The organism is Pseudomonas sp. PB3P13, assembly GCF_054897735.1.
The window spans coordinates 5050949-5066598 of record NZ_CM142702.1 but is presented as its reverse complement, the minus strand read 5'-3'; the positions used below and the strand labels follow the sequence as shown (position 1 = coordinate 5066598).

14 protein-coding genes are annotated in these 15650 nt (G+C 59.9%); 8 read left to right on the top strand and 6 right to left on the bottom strand.

Annotated elements, in window-relative coordinates:
- The first annotated feature begins 8 nt into the window (after positions 1-8).
- The 4 genes from ACYZT1_RS23380 to fba all read left to right on the top strand — a co-directional run bounded on the left by ACYZT1_RS23380 (position 9) and on the right by fba (position 3259).
- Entirely contained in the window at positions 9-1172 is a 1164-nt protein-coding gene (locus ACYZT1_RS23380; RefSeq protein ID WP_462016894.1) for a phosphoglycerate kinase, read from the top strand.
- 34 nt (positions 1173-1206) lie between these two features.
- Entirely contained in the window at positions 1207-1428 is a 222-nt protein-coding gene (locus ACYZT1_RS23375; protein WP_462016893.1) for a hypothetical protein, read from the top strand.
- Between the two features lie 56 nt (positions 1429-1484).
- A complete protein-coding gene (locus tag ACYZT1_RS23370; RefSeq protein WP_462016892.1) occupies positions 1485-1817 on the top strand; it encodes an MliC family protein in 333 nt (110 codons plus the stop codon).
- A 377-nt stretch (positions 1818-2194) separates the two neighbouring features.
- Entirely contained in the window at positions 2195-3259 is a 1065-nt protein-coding gene (fba, locus tag ACYZT1_RS23365) for a class II fructose-bisphosphate aldolase (protein WP_008081027.1), read from the top strand.
- 89 nt (positions 3260-3348) lie between these two features.
- Here fba and ACYZT1_RS23360 read toward each other — a convergent pair whose 3' ends face one another.
- Positions 3349-4017 carry a polysaccharide lyase family 7 protein gene (locus tag ACYZT1_RS23360; protein ID WP_462016891.1) on the bottom strand — a complete coding sequence of 223 codons (669 nt, stop codon included), beginning with the start codon at positions 4015-4017 and terminating at the stop codon, positions 3349-3351.
- 324 nt (positions 4018-4341) lie between these two features.
- Between ACYZT1_RS23360 and ACYZT1_RS23355 the strand changes: the two genes are divergently transcribed.
- The 3 genes from ACYZT1_RS23355 to ACYZT1_RS23345 are packed head-to-tail and all read left to right on the top strand — an operon-like array spanning position 4342 to position 7334.
- Positions 4342-6465: a putative bifunctional diguanylate cyclase/phosphodiesterase gene (locus ACYZT1_RS23355; protein WP_462016890.1), complete on the top strand. Its 2124-nt coding sequence runs from the start codon at positions 4342-4344 to the stop codon at positions 6463-6465.
- 46 nt (positions 6466-6511) lie between these two features.
- Complete coding sequence (locus tag ACYZT1_RS23350) at positions 6512-7003, top strand: M48 metallopeptidase family protein (protein WP_462019309.1); 492 nt, start codon at positions 6512-6514, stop codon at positions 7001-7003.
- 34 nt (positions 7004-7037) lie between these two features.
- Positions 7038-7334: a winged helix-turn-helix domain-containing protein gene (locus ACYZT1_RS23345; RefSeq protein WP_462016889.1), complete on the top strand. Its 297-nt coding sequence runs from the start codon at positions 7038-7040 to the stop codon at positions 7332-7334.
- A gap of 32 nt (positions 7335-7366) precedes the next feature.
- Here ACYZT1_RS23345 and ACYZT1_RS23340 read toward each other — a convergent pair whose 3' ends face one another.
- Positions 7367-7819, bottom strand: a complete 453-nt coding sequence (locus tag ACYZT1_RS23340; RefSeq protein WP_462016888.1) for a GNAT family N-acetyltransferase — start codon at positions 7817-7819, stop codon at positions 7367-7369.
- Between the two features lie 254 nt (positions 7820-8073).
- Between ACYZT1_RS23340 and ACYZT1_RS23335 the strand changes: the two genes are divergently transcribed.
- Positions 8074-8811: a substrate-binding periplasmic protein gene (locus ACYZT1_RS23335; protein WP_462016887.1), complete on the top strand. Its 738-nt coding sequence runs from the start codon at positions 8074-8076 to the stop codon at positions 8809-8811.
- A gap of 38 nt (positions 8812-8849) precedes the next feature.
- Here the strand turns inward: ACYZT1_RS23335 and yccS are convergent, their stop codons facing one another.
- From yccS to mdtD, 4 genes are all read right to left on the bottom strand, one after another.
- Positions 8850-11033: a YccS family putative transporter gene (gene yccS / locus ACYZT1_RS23330; RefSeq protein WP_462016886.1), complete on the bottom strand. Its 2184-nt coding sequence runs from the start codon at positions 11031-11033 to the stop codon at positions 8850-8852.
- A 219-nt stretch (positions 11034-11252) separates the two neighbouring features.
- Positions 11253-12431: a BaiN/RdsA family NAD(P)/FAD-dependent oxidoreductase gene (locus ACYZT1_RS23325; protein WP_462016885.1), complete on the bottom strand. Its 1179-nt coding sequence runs from the start codon at positions 12429-12431 to the stop codon at positions 11253-11255.
- 149 nt (positions 12432-12580) lie between these two features.
- Positions 12581-13918 (bottom strand): ATP-dependent RNA helicase DbpA, encoded by a 1338-nt coding sequence (gene dbpA / locus ACYZT1_RS23320; protein WP_462019308.1) that lies wholly within the window; start codon positions 13916-13918, stop codon positions 12581-12583.
- 246 nt (positions 13919-14164) lie between these two features.
- Complete coding sequence (gene mdtD, locus ACYZT1_RS23315) at positions 14165-15592, bottom strand: multidrug transporter subunit MdtD (protein ID WP_462016884.1); 1428 nt, start codon at positions 15590-15592, stop codon at positions 14165-14167.
- Positions 15593-15650: the final 58 nt, after the last annotated feature.

Sequence of the window (15650 nt, the reverse complement as noted above, 5' to 3'; positions counted from 1 at the left end):
TGCGACCCATGACCGTGTTGAAGATGACCGACCTCGATCTGCAAGGTAAACGCGTACTGATCCGCGAAGACCTCAACGTCCCGGTCAAGGACGGTGCAGTCACCAGCGATGCGCGAATCCTGGCCTCGCTGCCGACCATCAAGCTGGCCTTGGAAAAAGGCGCTGCCGTGATGGTTTGCTCGCACCTTGGCCGCCCGACCGAAGGTGAGTTCTCGGCCGAAAACAGCCTGAAGCCGGTTGCCGATTACCTGAGCAAGGCCTTGGGCCGTGAAGTGCCACTGGTGGCCGATTACCTCAACGGCGTTGACGTCAAGGCGGGCGACATCGTCCTGTTCGAAAACGTGCGCTTCAACAAGGGTGAGAAAAAGAACGCCGATGAGCTGGCCCAGCAATACGCCGCCCTCTGCGACGTGTTCGTAATGGACGCTTTCGGCACCGCTCACCGCGCCGAGGGCTCGACCCACGGTGTGGCCAGGTTCGCCAAAGTTGCCGCGGCCGGCCCGTTGCTGGCTGCTGAACTGGACGCGCTGGGCAAGGCGCTGGGTTCGCCGGCGCAGCCAATGGCGGCCATTGTTGCCGGCTCCAAGGTCTCGACCAAACTGGATGTGCTGAACAGCCTGAGCCAGATCTGCAATCAGTTGATCGTCGGTGGCGGTATCGCCAACACCTTCCTCGCGGCAGCCGGTCACCCCGTGGGCAAGTCCCTGTACGAACCGGATCTGCTCGACACTGCGCGTGAAATCGCCGCCAAGGTCAGCGTGCCGTTGCCAGTGGATGTCGTCGTCGCCAAGGAATTCGCCGAAACCGCCACGGCAACCGTGAAACTGATCGCTGACGTAGCCGAAGACGACATGATTCTGGACATTGGTCCGCAGACCGCGGCCAATTTCGCCGAGTTGTTGAAATCGTCGAAAACCATTCTGTGGAACGGACCGGTCGGCGTGTTCGAATTCGATCAGTTCGGCAACGGCACCAAAGTGCTGGCCCAGGCAATCGCTGAAAGCCCGGCGTTTTCGATCGCAGGCGGCGGTGACACCTTGGCCGCTATCGATAAATATGGCGTTGCGGATAGGATCTCCTACATTTCTACGGGCGGTGGCGCGTTCCTCGAATTCGTCGAAGGCAAAGTGCTGCCAGCCGTCGAAGTCCTCGAAAGCCGGGCCAAGGGCTGAGGTCGCTGATTTGGCCAGGCGAAGGAGTGTTCATATGGTCAGGCTGCTGGCGTTGTTGATCGTCGCCGGTTCGCTGGCGGCTTGCGGGAGTCACCCGAAAGCTGCAGTGGAACCTGCGCCGCAAACCGTGGAGAAGGGCTGCTACCAGGCTGACTGGCAGGCGGAAACCAACCCGGTGATCAACAAGCGCTCCGGGCCGGATGGTCTGGAAAAATACGAAACACAGACACCCGTCAAGGAACATGGTTGTCCTTGACGGGTCTGACTCCTTACTCAGGGCTGGCGGCGTGTGTTGCCAGCCGAGGAACACGGATGAAAGGTTTTATCGCCATTACGGCGCTGGCGCTGTTGGCAGGTTGCTCGAGCTTCAACCTGTTCAAGCCGGCCGAACCAACGGACAGCTGGATCACCTGGACCTGCGACAGTCAGGCCAAAGTGTTGTGGCGTTACGTGGATGACAGTCGCAAAGAAGTAGACGTACGCCTCGGCGGGGCCGATCAGGTTTACCGCCTGAAACAGGAGCCCGGCGCGTCGGGCGCGCTGTACAGCAGTGACATGCTGGCGTTTCACGTAAAAGGTGAGGAAGGCCTGGTGTACTGGGTCGCCACCAATGATTTGATTGGCCGCGGGTGTAAGGCGCAGTAATTAACACACCACAGACCCAATGTGAAAGCGGGTCTGTGTGGCGAGGGGCTTTTGTGGTGAGGGGGGCTTTTTTGTGGTGAGGGGCTTTTGTGGCGAGGGGGCTTGCCCCCGTTGGATCGCGAAGCGCTCCCCAAGCCAGTCACCGCGGTACATCAGCGAGACCGCAACATCTGCTTTGCGACTGCTGCGCAGCCGAACGGGGCAAGCCCCCTCACCACAAGGTTTCAGCATTACAAGACAAGCTTTAAGCATTACAGGGATTTGGCAACACCAGATTCGCAGCCCGGGCCAACCCCCGATCTGCAATAACTTGAATAGCCGCCGCCGCTCCGGCAGGCTGGCACGATTAACGACCCAAACCGGGAGAGACACGCACAATGGCACTTATCAGCATGCGTCAGATGCTGGATCACGCAGCCGAATTCGGCTACGGCGTTCCAGCCTTCAACGTCAACAACCTTGAGCAGATGCGCGCCATCATGGAAGCCGCTGACAAGACCGACTCCCCGGTAATCGTCCAGGCTTCGGCCGGTGCCCGCAAATACGCTGGTGCGCCGTTCCTGCGTCACCTGATCCTGGCGGCCATCGAAGAATTCCCGCACATCCCGGTGTGCATGCACCAGGACCACGGCACCAGCCCTGACGTCTGCCAGCGCTCCATTCAACTGGGCTTCAGCTCGGTGATGATGGACGGCTCCCTCGGCGAAGACGGCAAAACCCCGACCGACTACGACTATAACGTCCGTGTTACCCAGCAGACCGTGGCCATGGCGCACGCCTGCGGCGTTTCGGTTGAAGGCGAGCTGGGCTGCCTGGGTTCGCTTGAAACCGGCATGGCCGGCGAAGAAGACGGCATCGGCGCCGAGGGCGTTCTGGATCACAGCCAGATGCTGACCGACCCGGAAGAAGCCGCTGACTTCGTCAAGCGCACCCAGGTCGACGCGTTGGCCATCGCCATCGGCACCAGCCATGGCGCGTACAAGTTCACCAAGCCGCCTACCGGCGACGTGCTGGCCATCGACCGCATCAAGGAAATCCACAAGCGCATTCCGAACACTCACCTGGTGATGCACGGTTCGTCTTCGGTTCCGCAAGAGTGGCTGGCGATCATCAACCAGTACGGTGGCGACATCAAGGAAACCTACGGCGTTCCGGTTGAAGAAATCGTCGAAGGCATCAAGCACGGCGTGCGCAAGGTCAATATCGATACCGACCTGCGTCTGGCATCCACCGGTGCGATGCGTCGCCTGATGGCCACCAACCCGAGCGAATTCGACCCGCGCAAATTCTTCGGTGCGACCGTGACTGCAATGCGCGATGTCTGTATCGCTCGTTATGAAGCTTTCGGCACTGCCGGCAACGCTTCGAAGATCAAGCCGATCTCGCTGGAAGCGATGTATCAGCGGTATCTGAAGGGTGAGTTGAACGCCAAGGTCAACTAAGCCTTTTGCTATAAAAAGCCCGCCTGCAGAGGCGGGTTTTTTTATTGTCCGAAAAATGATGGCGCCCGGCAGCAGCTACCGGGTTCGCGTTACTTGTCGTGATCAATATCCAGTTTGCTGAACGTCACCTTGCCACCTTCACTGGTGTACCCGGTGTTGTCCTGCACATAGACGCCGGCCTTGAAGTACAAAGGTTTCACCCGCCACTTCGCGCTGATATCGGTATTCCATTGGTAACCGGCTGCACTGACGCCCAGTGCGCCGCCCGGACTCAGGTGAATGAGGTAGGAAAATTCCTGATTGAGTTTCACACCCGTGGCGACGGTGATGACGCGGCCTTCGCCGTCATCGGGGCGCATGCGCACTTTGGCGACAATATTGCCGGTCTTTGAATCGGTCTTGTATTGATACTCGACCTTCACCATCGGCTTCTCGCTTTGAAAGGCGTGTATCTGGCCGATGACGATCTTGCCCGAGCTGGGTACCTGATTGACTGCCAAAGTTGCATGAAGGGAATTATCGGCGTCGGGGTAGTACCAGTTTCGCAAAGTGCCGTTGCTGTAAGTCTCGCGCAATTCGGTGCGGGCATATTTGGCATTTTCGGTGCGAGTGCCTGTCACTGGAGACCAGAAAAACAATGTTCCGCTTTTTGCATGGAAGTGTTGATCCTTGAATCCCGTCACCAGTTTTGTTGTGGCAACAGTGTAGGGCGGGCTTCCGACAGGGACACTCAGGTTCCAGGTTGCAAGATCGATCATAGACAAAAGCTTCCAGGGGATTTTTGCGGCACGCGCGTGCCAGAATCCCTGGCACGCACCTTGGAGGGGGGCCTTTATAAGCGCGGTGAGCCATTTTGTTAACGCTGGACTGACAGATGGGTGACGTCAAAATCCTGTTAAAAGGCCATCCCGCCCGGTTTTAGCGGCCTGTAGCAGCGACCGTTAGTCGGCCAGCGAAGTTAATGCTTAAATGCTGGCGTACCGACAGCTTCTGCTTTAACGGATCCCGGTCTAGAGTGGAGCCTTCGTATTTGTCCGGTTTGCATGAAAAAACCGGCCTGACGCCCCGACAAGAGAAGCAGCATGGAATGCGCGCACATCACGCCAGCTGAAGGCGGCTCTACCTTATTGATCGTCGACGATTACCCTGAAAACCTGGTCAGCATGCGCGCGTTGCTTGAGCGCCAGGACTGGCAGGTCATTACGGCTGCCTCCGGTTTCGAAGCCCTCAGTCTGTTGCTTGAGCACGATATCGACCTGGTGCTGCTGGATGTACAGATGCCTGGCATGGATGGCTTTGAAGTAGCGCGATTGATGCGCGGCAGTCAGCGCACCCGCCTGACACCCATTATTTTTCTCACCGCCAATGAGCAGTCGCAGGACGCCGTGATCAAGGGCTACGCCAGTGGAGCGGTGGATTACCTGTTCAAACCGTTCGACCCACAAATCCTCAAACCTAAAGTTCAGGCTTTGCTGGAGCACCAGCGCAACCGTCGCGCACTGCAGCGTCTGAGCCATGATCTGGAGGTTGCGCGCGCTTTTAATGCTTCGGTATTGGATAACGCCGCCGAAGGTATTCTGGTGGTCGGTGAGGAGGGTCTGATTCGCTTTGCCAACCCGGCCATGTCGCGACTGCTCAATGCCACGCAGCAGCAATTGCAGGGCACTGAGTTGCTGCATTATCTGCAAAAGCCACATGTGCCGGTCTGGGCAGACTCGGACATTCTCAAAGCCTACAGGGGCGGCGAGACCTTGCGCCTGCATGACGCGCTGTTGCGCACGGCGTGTGGTCAGCAGGTTCCGGTGGCGCTGTCCTGCGCGCCACTGCCCAGCCCGCAACAGGCGATGGTGGTGACCGTGCTCGACATGTCGGTGGTGCGCCATCTGCATCAGCAACTGGAAGTCCAGGCCGTGACCGACCCGTTGACCGGGCTGCTCAATCGCCGCGGTTTTTACCAGACCGTGGAAAACCTACTGCTGCGCGGCGAACGCCCCGACAGTGCCTGGGTTTTGCTTTATCTGGACCTGGACGGGTTCAAACGCGTCAATGATTCCCTCGGCCATGATGCCGGCGACCGGGTGTTGCGCTGGGTGTCCGAGCAACTCAAAGCCTGCCTGCGACCTTCCGACATACTCGCGCGCGTAGGGGGCGACGAGTTCACCGCTTTACTGGACCTGGGAGCGCCCGAGCAGGCGGCGAAGATCGCCGAAAAACTGATTGAACGCGTGTCGATCTGTCAGCAAATCGACGGCCTGGACATCGCCCTGGGGGCGAGTATCGGTATCGCGACTTTCCCCGATTGCGGTGCCGATCTGGATGGTTTGATGCGCGCATCCGACATTGCCATGTACGAGGCCAAACGCGCAGGCCGTCAGCAATATCGCTTCTACGATCACGACATGAATGGCCGTGCGCGCTCGCGGCTGATGCTCGAGGAAAGCGTGCGTGCCGCCATCGAGAACCGTGATTTCAGCCTGGTGTATCAGCCACAGGTGGCGATCGACAGCGGGCGGATACGCGGTTTTGAGGCCTTGCTGCGCTGGCAGCACCCGAGCGTCGGCGACGTTCCGCCCGGGCTGTTTTTACCGTTGCTGGAGGAAGCGCGGCTGATCAGCCGTCTGGGCAGCTGGATCTATCACCATGGCGCGGAACAACGCAAAGCCTGGGAGCCCCTGTTTGCCGACGAGCTGGTCCTGGCAGTCAGCTTGAGCAGTACGCAATTCGGTATGCCCAATCTGGTCACCGAGTTGCGCCAGGTGCTGGAACGTCATGGTTTGCAAGCGCGGCAACTGGAAGTGGAGGTCACCGAAGAGGCCTTGATGCAGCACCCCGAAGAGACCCGCAAACAGATGCGTCTGCTGCGCAATCTGGGGGTGCGTGTGGCCCTTGACGACTTCGGTTCAGGACATTGCTCGCTGTCACTGTTGCGTGATCTGGAGCTGGATACGGTCAAATTCGACAAGCACTTGATCGCCCGTTTGCCAACGTCTGCGCGAGACGCGGCGCTGGTGCGGCATGTGATCGACCTGTGTCGGCAGTTCGGCATTCTGGTGATTGCCGAAGGCGTGGAAACGGTCGCGCAGCTGGAATGGCTGCGTGCCAACGGTTGTGGGTTTGTGCAAGGGTTTTTGGTGGCAAGGCCGCTGGTCGCCGAAGATGTGGGCAACTTTTTGCAGCCATTCGACTGGAGCGCGTTGCCCCGCTGAATTCGCTACACTGGCGGCCTCTATCGAAATCATGTTGCTCGCCCTGATGACTGCGCTGAAATACCTCCAGGCCTACCCCGTCCAATTGCAGGACCAGGTGCGCTGGCTGATTACCGAAGGTCGGCTGGGCGAATACCTGAGCCAGCGGTATCCGGACAAGCACGACGTGCAGAGCGACAAGGCGTTGTACACCTACGCGCTGGATTTGAAGCAGGAGTACCTGCGAAATGCCCCGGCCATCGACAAGGTGTTATTCGACAACCGCCTCGACCTGACCCATCGCGCGCTCGGCCTGCACACCACCATTTCGCGCGTGCAGGGCGGCAAGCTCAAGGCCAAGAAGGAAATCCGCGTGGCCGCGCTGTTCAAGGACGCGCCCTCGGCGTTTTTGAAAATGATCGTGGTGCATGAACTGGCGCACTTCAAGGAATCGGACCACAACAAGGCGTTCTACCAATTGTGCGAACACATGCTGCCCGGGTACCACCAGGTGGAGTTCGATCTACGGATCTATCTGACGTGGCGGGACATGCAATGACCGATCAGCAGGCACGCAAACCGGGAGTACAGGGATGGACGTGAGCAAGACCAAAACCAGTTTCTACCGGCGGTTGTACGTGGCGTACCTGATCGACAGTGGCCTGGCGAGCAACGTTCCTGCCTTGACCGAAGTGACCGGCATGCCCCGGCGTACAGCCCAGGACACCATCGCCGCGCTGTCGGATCTGGACATTGTTTGCGAGTTCGAGCAAGAAGAGGGCGGTCGCAACCATGCCGGTCGCTATCGGATCCGTGATTGGGGGGCGATTGACCGGCGCTGGATCGAGGGTCATCTGCGCCAGATCAAAGCGGTGCTGGAATATCCCTGACCTGCACGATTCAGCTTTCTGACGCCTGGCTCTTACGGCCGACGCATCCCGATGTGCGGAATGTCATCCTCCAGATACTCCTCACCCGCCACGACAAATCCGTAGCGCCCGTAGTATCCCTGCAAGTGCGTCTGGGCTGATAGATAGATCGGCACGTCCGGCCAGCGTTTGTCAGCCTGTTTCAGTGCCTGGGCCATCAGCTCGTGCCCAAGACCGGTGCCGCGTGCCAGCGGGGCGATGATCACGCGGCCGATCACGACGTCGCCGCCTTGCAGCTCGGGATCAAGCAAGCGCAAGTACCCTACCAGTCGATCCCCATCCCACGCCATCAGATGGCAGGTGTCACCTTCCAGGTCCTGGCCGTCCGCATCCTGATAAAAGCATTTTTGCTCGATGACGAAGACTTCGGCGCGCAGTTGCAAAATTGCGTACAGCTGTTCTTTGCCCAGATCGCTGTGGTGCTTGCAGACCCAATCGATTGTCATTTTCCCATTCCTTGATCAACTCGCTCCGATACTAAGCGCACCGGCCGCCGATGTCTGTATGGCGAATAAATCTGTGACAAAGGCCAAAATGCCATCATTCATTTCTCGCGGCCCTCTCTACTTTGTGTAATCTGGATCGCAGCGCTGTGCAATTGCGTCGATGAGCTAGTGTTAGTACCTGGGTTTTGCCGGTACGGAGCCTTGGAGTTTTGGCTGAAACACACCGGGCTTCCTGCCCGCTAAGGATTTCTGGCATGCCGCGATTGCATCGAGCTCTGGCCTTGATCGGTTTGCTGTTGCTGACCCACGCGGCAGCCGCACAGAAGTTGCGTCTGGTCGCCGACGTCTGGCCACCCTTTACCGACGCCACGCTGATCAACGGCGGGTTGGCGACCGACATCGTCAGCACTGCATTGGCGCGCGCCGGTTATGCCAGCGAGTTCGAACAGGTGCCTTGGGCGCGGGCGTTGCTGGGGGTGGGCGAAGGACGCTACGACGTACTGGTTAACGCCTGGTACGCCGAGGATCGCACCCGGCTCGGCCAGTTTTCCCGCGAATACCTGATAAATCGTGTGCGCTTTCTGAAGCGCAAAGACGCGCCGATCGAATACAACAATTTGCAGCAACTGCACACTTACCCGATTGCAGTGGTGCGTGGTTACGCCTATTCGTCAGCGTTTGACGAAGACACTGTGCTGCAAAAAGTGCCGGTGCACAGTTTCGCCATGGCGGTGCGCATGCTCGCTGCCGATCGGGTCAAGCTGACGCTGGAAGATGAATTTGTGGCGCGTTATTACTTGTCCCGGGAATCCGTGAAGGTTCGTAATGCTGTCGAGTTTTTGCCCAAGCCGTTGAGTGAAAACAGCCTGCACATTCTGGTCAGCCTGAAAAATCCTCAGCATGCGGAAATCGTCTCGAATTTTGATCGCGAGATTGCCGAGATGAAGGCGGACGGGAGCTATGAGCGGTTGTTGGAGCGGCATGGGATGTGAAGGGCTTGTCTTGAAGCCACTGGCCCGCGATGCGCCGCTCAAACCTTGCTCGTATCCTTGATCAAATGCGCCGCCAGCGTGCGTAGCGGCCCCAACTGCCGGCAGATCAACGCCAGTTGCGTCTGCACCAGTCGCTGCCCTTCGTCGATCTCGTCCGGCATTTGCTCAAGCTCATTGGCTAGAGCCTCTTCGTCATCGCTCTGAATCGCAATCGATGTCTTGTTCGCCAACCCTTGAGCGATCTCGTCAATGCTCGCCGCCAGGTTCACCCCCGCGCCTTCAATCAGGTACTCGCGCACGTCAGGCGGCAACAGGGTTTCACGGTGTGCGCCGAGTCCCGACAGATAGCTCAGCAACGTATGCGACAACACCAGGAAACGGAAACCGACATCCGCCTCCTTACGAAAATGCCCCGGCTCCATGAGCATGTTGGCCAGTGTGGTCGAGAGCGCCGCGTCGGCGTTGTGCGCGTTGCGCCGAGCCAGACGATAAGCGAGGTCGTCGCTCTTGCCCGCAGCGTATTGCTGCATGATCTGGCGCAGGTAAATGCTGTTGCACGTCAGGGTATTGGCCAGCACCTTGTTCAGCCGTCGACCCTGCCAGTCCGGCAAGAACAGGAACACCGCGAGGCCGGCAATCAGGCTGCCGAGCAAGGTGTCGAACAACCGTGGCAGGAACAGGCCATAACCATCACCCACCTGGTTGAAACAGAACAGAATCATCAAGGTGATCGCGGCGGTGGCCAGCGTGTAGCGGGTGGTGCGGTTGGTGAAAAACACCACCCCGGCGGCGATGGCGAAGCACGACTGCACCAAAGGATTGGGGAACAGATCAAACAGTGCCCAGGCCACGGTCAGGCCAATCGCAGTGCCGATAATCCGCTGGCCGAGTTTGCGCCGGGTGGCGCCGTAGTTCGGCTGACACACGAACAGCGTGGTGAGAATGATCCAGTAGCCCTGCGACGGGTGGATCAAATGCACCATGCCGTAGCCGATGCTCAGCGCCAGGGGCAAGCGCAGTGCGTGGCGGAACAGCAACGACGTCGGCGTCAGCTGCGTGCGCAAACGAATCCAGACGTCCTTGAGGCTGCGCGGCGAACGGTCGAGCAAGCTGCTGTCGGTGGCGTCGGCGAGGGCGTCGGGGTTGCTGGCGTCGCTGAGCAGACGGTCCAGCGTGCCAAGGTTGGCCGCCAGCGCCCGCAGTGAACGAAGCAGACCGCGCCAGGCCGGGTTACTTTGAATGCGCAGGTGTTCGAGGGAGGCGTGCAGGTCGCTTAAGGCTTCGGCAAAACTGGCGTCGTACACGAAAGGCTGGCGCATCTGGATCGACTCCGCCAGCGCTCGGCAGGCTTTGCCTTGCTGGCGCAGCAGGCGCTGGCAGCGGAACAGCACGTCGCTGTGGAAAAACGCTTCTGCCAACGCGTTATACGGATAGTGCGAGGAGCTGGCCCGCTCGTGGATGTCTTGCGCCAGGAAATACAGCTTGAGGTAGCGGCTGACTTTCGAGCCGGGCCGACCGTTGCCGACCCGATGCAGAATGATTTCCTTGGCCGCGTTCAATGCGGCGACCACGCGACCATTCTGCTGGGCCAGTTCCAGGCGCCGGGCTTCGACGTCCATTTGCCGGACCGGTTCGAACAGCGACGATTTCAACTTCAGATATAAACCTAGCTCGCGGAACAGGCGCGCCAGACTCTGCTGCACCGGCTGGTTGGAGAACAGCGCCTGCCACAGCACCGATAACAATCCGTACCAGGCCGCCCCGGCCACCAGCAGCAATGGTTCGTGCCAGAAATCGGTGACCGCACCGCCGCGCTGGTCCACGCCGATCATGGTGTAGACCGAGAGAATCAGCGTTGCCGAAGCAATCGCGCCGTAACGTTCACCCAGTGCACCGAGCATGGTCAGGCCGAAGCTGGCGAGGGCGAGGGCGATGACGAAAATGATCGGGTAGGGGAACAGCAATTCGACGGACAGCGCGGCGATGGTGAAGCACACCAGCGTCACCGCCAGTGAATTGAGGCGGCCCTGCCAACTGTCATCGGTCTCTGCCAGGGCGCTGGCAATGATCCCGAGGAACAGCGGGATCAACAGGCGCATTTCGTCCTGATACCAGCACAGCGCCATGCTGCCGGTCAGGGCGATGAACACCCGCACGCTGTAACTGAATTTATCCAGCGCCCAGAGGCGACGCAGAGACTGTTGGAAAGAGGTCGATGACATGAAGTGCGAAGGCCTTCCGAGGCAATGGCGCTAAATTGAGCCAGTAATGACGCCGACGCAATGGCGCCGATCACATCTGACAGCAAAATCTGTTCCTTGATATCACCTGCGGTCAATGTGGGAGCGAGCTAGCTCGCGATGAGGCCAGTTCATTCAACACTGATGTCGCCTGTCAGGACGCCATCGCGAGCAAGCTCCCACATGGTTTTTTCGGGTAGGTCAGACGTACTGCGCAGCCGCGTACCCCGAGGCCCAGGCCCACTGAAAATTGAAACCGCCCAGGTGCCCGGTGACGTCGAGGACTTCACCGACGAAATACAGCCCCGGGCTTTTCAGCGATTCCATGGTCTTGGACGACACTTCGCGCGTATCGACTCCGCCCAGCGTGACTTCCGCCGTGCGATAACCTTCCGTCCCGGCCGGCACCACTTTCCAGCTCGCCAGTTTTTCCGCGATGTCGGCGATTTCGGCATGGGTGTACTGCTTCATCGGCTTGGACACGAACCAGTGGTCGGCCAGCAGGTTGGCCATCTTCTTGGTGAAGATTTCACCGAGCAAGGTTTTCAGCTCGCTGTTCGGGCGATCGGCCTGCTGCTGTTGCAACCACGTCGGTACGTCGTGATCCGGCAGTAGATTGATCTCGACCGTATCGCCTGATTCCCAGAACGACGAAATCTGCAAGATTGCCGGACCGCTGAGGCCGCGGTGGGTAAACAGAATGTTCTCGCGAAAACTCTGCTCATTGCAGCTCACCAGGCAGTCCACCGAAGTGCCGGACAGCTCGGTGCACAGCTCTTTGAGCTGGTCGGTGATGGTAAACGGCACCAGACCGGCGCGGGTCGGCAGCAGCTCGTGGCCAAACTGTCTGGCGACCTGATAGCCGAAACCGGTTGCGCCCAACGTTGGAATCGACAGGCCGCCCGTGGCGATCACCAGCGATTCGCAGGTGATTTGATCGAGCGTGGTCTGCAGCAGATAGCCACTTTCCAGTTTCTCGATGTGCTGGATCGAGGTGTCCAGGTGCAGGCTGACGCCGACCTGTTCGCACTCGTTGAGCAGCATCTCGAGGATGTCGCTGGACTTGTTATCGCAGAACAGCTGGCCGAGTTTTTTCTCGTGATAGGGCACGGCGTGCTTGGCGACCATGGCGATGAAATCCCACTGGGTGTAGCGCGCCAGTGCGGATTTGCAGAAATGCTCGTTGTGCGAGAGGAAATTGCCCGGTTCTGTGTACATGTTGGTGAAGTTGCAGCGGCCACCGCCCGACATCAGGATTTTCTTGCCGGCCTTGTTGGCATGGTCCAGCAACACCACCTTGCGCCCGCGCCCGGCGGCGGTCAGCGCACACATCAACCCTGCGGCGCCAGCGCCAATGATCACGACTTCGGTAGAGCGCAAAACGGTGTCCTCTCGGTTGCATCACATAACCAATGTGGGAGCGGGCTTGCTCGCGATGGCGGCTGCTGAAACAACAACTATGTTGAATGTCCTGGCCTCATCGCGAGCAAGCTCGCTCCCACAAGGGCTCGTTGTCAGTGCGAATTCCCTTACAAAATACGCACGCGCAACGAACGGCCCTTGATCTTGCCGTCGTTCAGGCGCTGCACGGCCTGCTTGGCCACCGCGCGTTCAACGGCCACATAGGCCTGAAAATCGAAGATCGCGATCTTGCCGACCTGAGCGCCCGGAATCCCGGCATCGCCAGTCAATGCGCCCAGGATGTCACCCGGACGCACCTTGTCTTTACGACCGGCGCCAATCACCAGCGTGCTCATCTGCGGCAGCAATGGGCCGCCGCCCTGAGACTTGAGGTTGTCCAGCTGATCCCAGCTCAACGGCGACTTCTGCAGTTGCTCGATGGCCTGGGCGCGGTGCGCTTCGGACGGTGCGACCAGGCTGATCGCGATGCCTTTCTCACCGGCACGACCGGTACGGCCAACACGGTGAATGTGGATTTCCGAATCACGGGCCAGCTCGACATTGATCACCATGTCCAGCGCATCAATGTCCAGGCCGCGCGCGGCGACATCGGTGGCTACCAGCACCGAGGTGCTGCGGTTGGCGAACATCGCCAGCACCTGATCACGATCACGCTGTTCCAGATCGCCGTGCAGGCCGACGGCCGAGATGCCTTTGGAAGTCAGGTGATCGACGGTTTCCTGAACCTGCTGCTTGGTGAAGCAAAACGCGACGCACGAGGCCGGGCGGTGATGCGCGAGGACTTTGACCACCGCGTCCATGCGCTCTTCAGGGGAGATTTCGTAGAAGCGCTGTTCGATCTGCGTATCGTCGTGGAACGCTTCGGCTTTGACGATTTGCGGGTTGCGCATGAACTTGGAGGCCAGCTGCTTGATGCCCACCGGGTACGTGGCGGAGAACAGCAGTGTCTGCCGTCGCTCCGGGCACTGCGCGATGATTTCTTCGATGGAGTCGTAGAAACCCATGTCGAGCATGCGGTCGGCTTCGTCGAGGATCAGCGTGTTAAGGCCGTGCAATATCAGCGAACCTTTGCGCAGGTGCTGCTGGATGCGGCCCGGGGTGCCAACGATGATGTGCGCGCCATGTTCCAGCGAACCGATCTGCGGGCCGAAGGACACGCCGCCGCACAGGGTCAGCACCTTGATGTTGTCTTCGGCGCGGGCCAGTCGACGGATTTCCTTGGCGACCTGGTCAGCCAGCTCGCGCGTCGGACAAATGACCAGCGCCTGGCAACCGAAGAAGCGCGGATTGATCGGGTTCAGCAGGCCAATACCGAAGGCGGCGGTCTTGCCGCTGCCGGTCTTGGCCTGGGCGATCAGATCCATCCCTTTGAGGATCACCGGCAAGCTTTGCGCCTGGATCGGCGTCATCTGGGCATAACCGAGGGAGTCGAGGTTAGCCAGCATGGCGGCGGACAGCGGCAAAGTATTAAAAGCGGTGGCAATGGTGGTCACGGGACTGGCCTGCAAAACAAAATGTCGCGCAGTGTATCAGTCCCGTGCTCTCCAGCTGCAAATTATGGACGAGCAGTCGTAGCAGCCGCCTGTAGCAGCTGCCCAGGTACGAGGCTGCGTCGGGCTGCGAAGCGGCCCCCGAGGGCGGTCCTGCGGACACGCGACGCAGCCTTCGTGCCTCGGCAGCTGCTACAAAGGTCAGTGCTCGATGTCGTGCTCGCGGCTGACTATGCGTCGACCATCTTTTGCCGACAGCTGCGAAAAGATCGTCGCCGCCAGCATCGCCATGATGCCGACCGTGACGAAGGTCAATTGGAACGCGCCCAACACCGTGTCCACGCCATCATTGCCGACTTGCGCCGTGAAGCCGCCGAGCAGCGCGCCGGCACAGGCGACGCCCAGGCTCAGCGACAATTGCGCGACCACCGACAACAGGCTGTTGCCGCTGCTCGCGCTGGCGTCATCGAGGTCGATCAGGGTCACGGTGTTCATCGCGGTAAACTGCAGCGAGTTGATCGCCCCCAGCACTGCCAGCATGCCGAGCAATAACCAATAGGGCGTCTGCGCGCTGACCAGACCCATGCTCGCCAGCATCACGCCTAACGCCAGCGTGTTGCCGGTCAGCACGATGCGGTAGCCAAAACGCTCGATCAGCGGCCGCGCCACCGACTTGGCGACCATCGCCGCAGCCGCCAGCGGCAACATGCTCATGCCAGCCTGAGAAGGCGAATAACCCAACGCCACTTGCAGCAACAACGGCACCAGAAACGGCAACGCGCCGCTGCCCAGTCGCGCGAACAGATTGCCGAGAATGCCGACGGCAAATGTGCGGGTTTTAAACAGCGACGGCGCAAACAGCGGATTGTCGATGTGCCCGGCGCGCAGCCAGTACGCGGCCAGGCACGCCATGCCTGCGAACAGCAGCAACATCACGCGCAAGTGCGGCAGATGCAATTCACCAAGACCTTCCATGGCGACGGTGATCAGCACCATCGCCGCACCGAACAGCACAAAACCGATACCGTCGAAGCGCGTGCGCTCCGTGCCGCGCAGGTCGGGAATGAATTTCCACACGGCGTAGCAACCGATCACGCCGACCGGCAGATTGAGCAGAAAGATCCAGTGCCAAGACAGGTATTCGACCATCCAGCCGCCGGTGGTCGGGCCCAGCAATGGGCCGAGCAGTCCGGGGATGGTGATGAAGCCCATGATCCGCACCAGTTCCGAACGCGGATACGCGCGCAGCACCACCAGACGCCCGACCGGCAGCATCAGCGCGCCGCCCAGCCCCTGAATCACCCTCGCGCCGATCAGCATGCCGAGGCTGCTCGACATTGCGCATAACAGCGAGCCAACACTGAACAGGAGGATTGCGCTGAAGAAGATTTTCTTGGTGCCGAAGCGGTCGGCGATCCAGCCCGAGGCGGGGATCAGCAACGCGACGGTGAGCATGTAGGCGATGATCACACCCTGCATGCGCAGCGGGTCTTCCGCCAGATCGCGGGCCATGGCCGGCAGGGCAGTGTTGAGGATCGTCCCGTCCAGCGATTGCATGAAGAACGCGATCGCGACCACCCACGGAATCCAGCGTGCGGTGACGGCGTCGAGAGGCAGGCGGTTGGGCATGGGACCTCTTGAGGGAAATGGAGTTAATGCAAGCTATGGCCGGCACTGACCGCTGTGG

Coding starts and splice junctions, on each gene's coding strand:
- ACYZT1_RS23380 (WP_462016894.1), top strand. CDS start 9: ATGACCGTGTTGAAGATGACCGACCTCGATCTGCAAGGTAAACGCGTA.
- ACYZT1_RS23375 (WP_462016893.1), top strand. CDS start 1,207: ATGGTCAGGCTGCTGGCGTTGTTGATCGTCGCCGGTTCGCTGGCGGCT.
- ACYZT1_RS23370 (WP_462016892.1), top strand. CDS start 1,485: ATGAAAGGTTTTATCGCCATTACGGCGCTGGCGCTGTTGGCAGGTTGC.
- fba (WP_008081027.1), top strand. CDS start 2,195: ATGGCACTTATCAGCATGCGTCAGATGCTGGATCACGCAGCCGAATTC.
- ACYZT1_RS23360 (WP_462016891.1), bottom strand. CDS start 4,017: ATGATCGATCTTGCAACCTGGAACCTGAGTGTCCCTGTCGGAAGCCCG.
- ACYZT1_RS23355 (WP_462016890.1), top strand. CDS start 4,342: ATGGAATGCGCGCACATCACGCCAGCTGAAGGCGGCTCTACCTTATTG.
- ACYZT1_RS23350 (WP_462019309.1), top strand. CDS start 6,512: ATGACTGCGCTGAAATACCTCCAGGCCTACCCCGTCCAATTGCAGGAC.
- ACYZT1_RS23345 (WP_462016889.1), top strand. CDS start 7,038: ATGGACGTGAGCAAGACCAAAACCAGTTTCTACCGGCGGTTGTACGTG.
- ACYZT1_RS23340 (WP_462016888.1), bottom strand. CDS start 7,819: ATGACAATCGATTGGGTCTGCAAGCACCACAGCGATCTGGGCAAAGAA.
- ACYZT1_RS23335 (WP_462016887.1), top strand. CDS start 8,074: ATGCCGCGATTGCATCGAGCTCTGGCCTTGATCGGTTTGCTGTTGCTG.
- yccS (WP_462016886.1), bottom strand. CDS start 11,033: ATGTCATCGACCTCTTTCCAACAGTCTCTGCGTCGCCTCTGGGCGCTG.
- dbpA (WP_462019308.1), bottom strand. CDS start 13,918: ATGCTGGCTAACCTCGACTCCCTCGGTTATGCCCAGATGACGCCGATC.
- mdtD (WP_462016884.1), bottom strand. CDS start 15,592: ATGCCCAACCGCCTGCCTCTCGACGCCGTCACCGCACGCTGGATTCCG.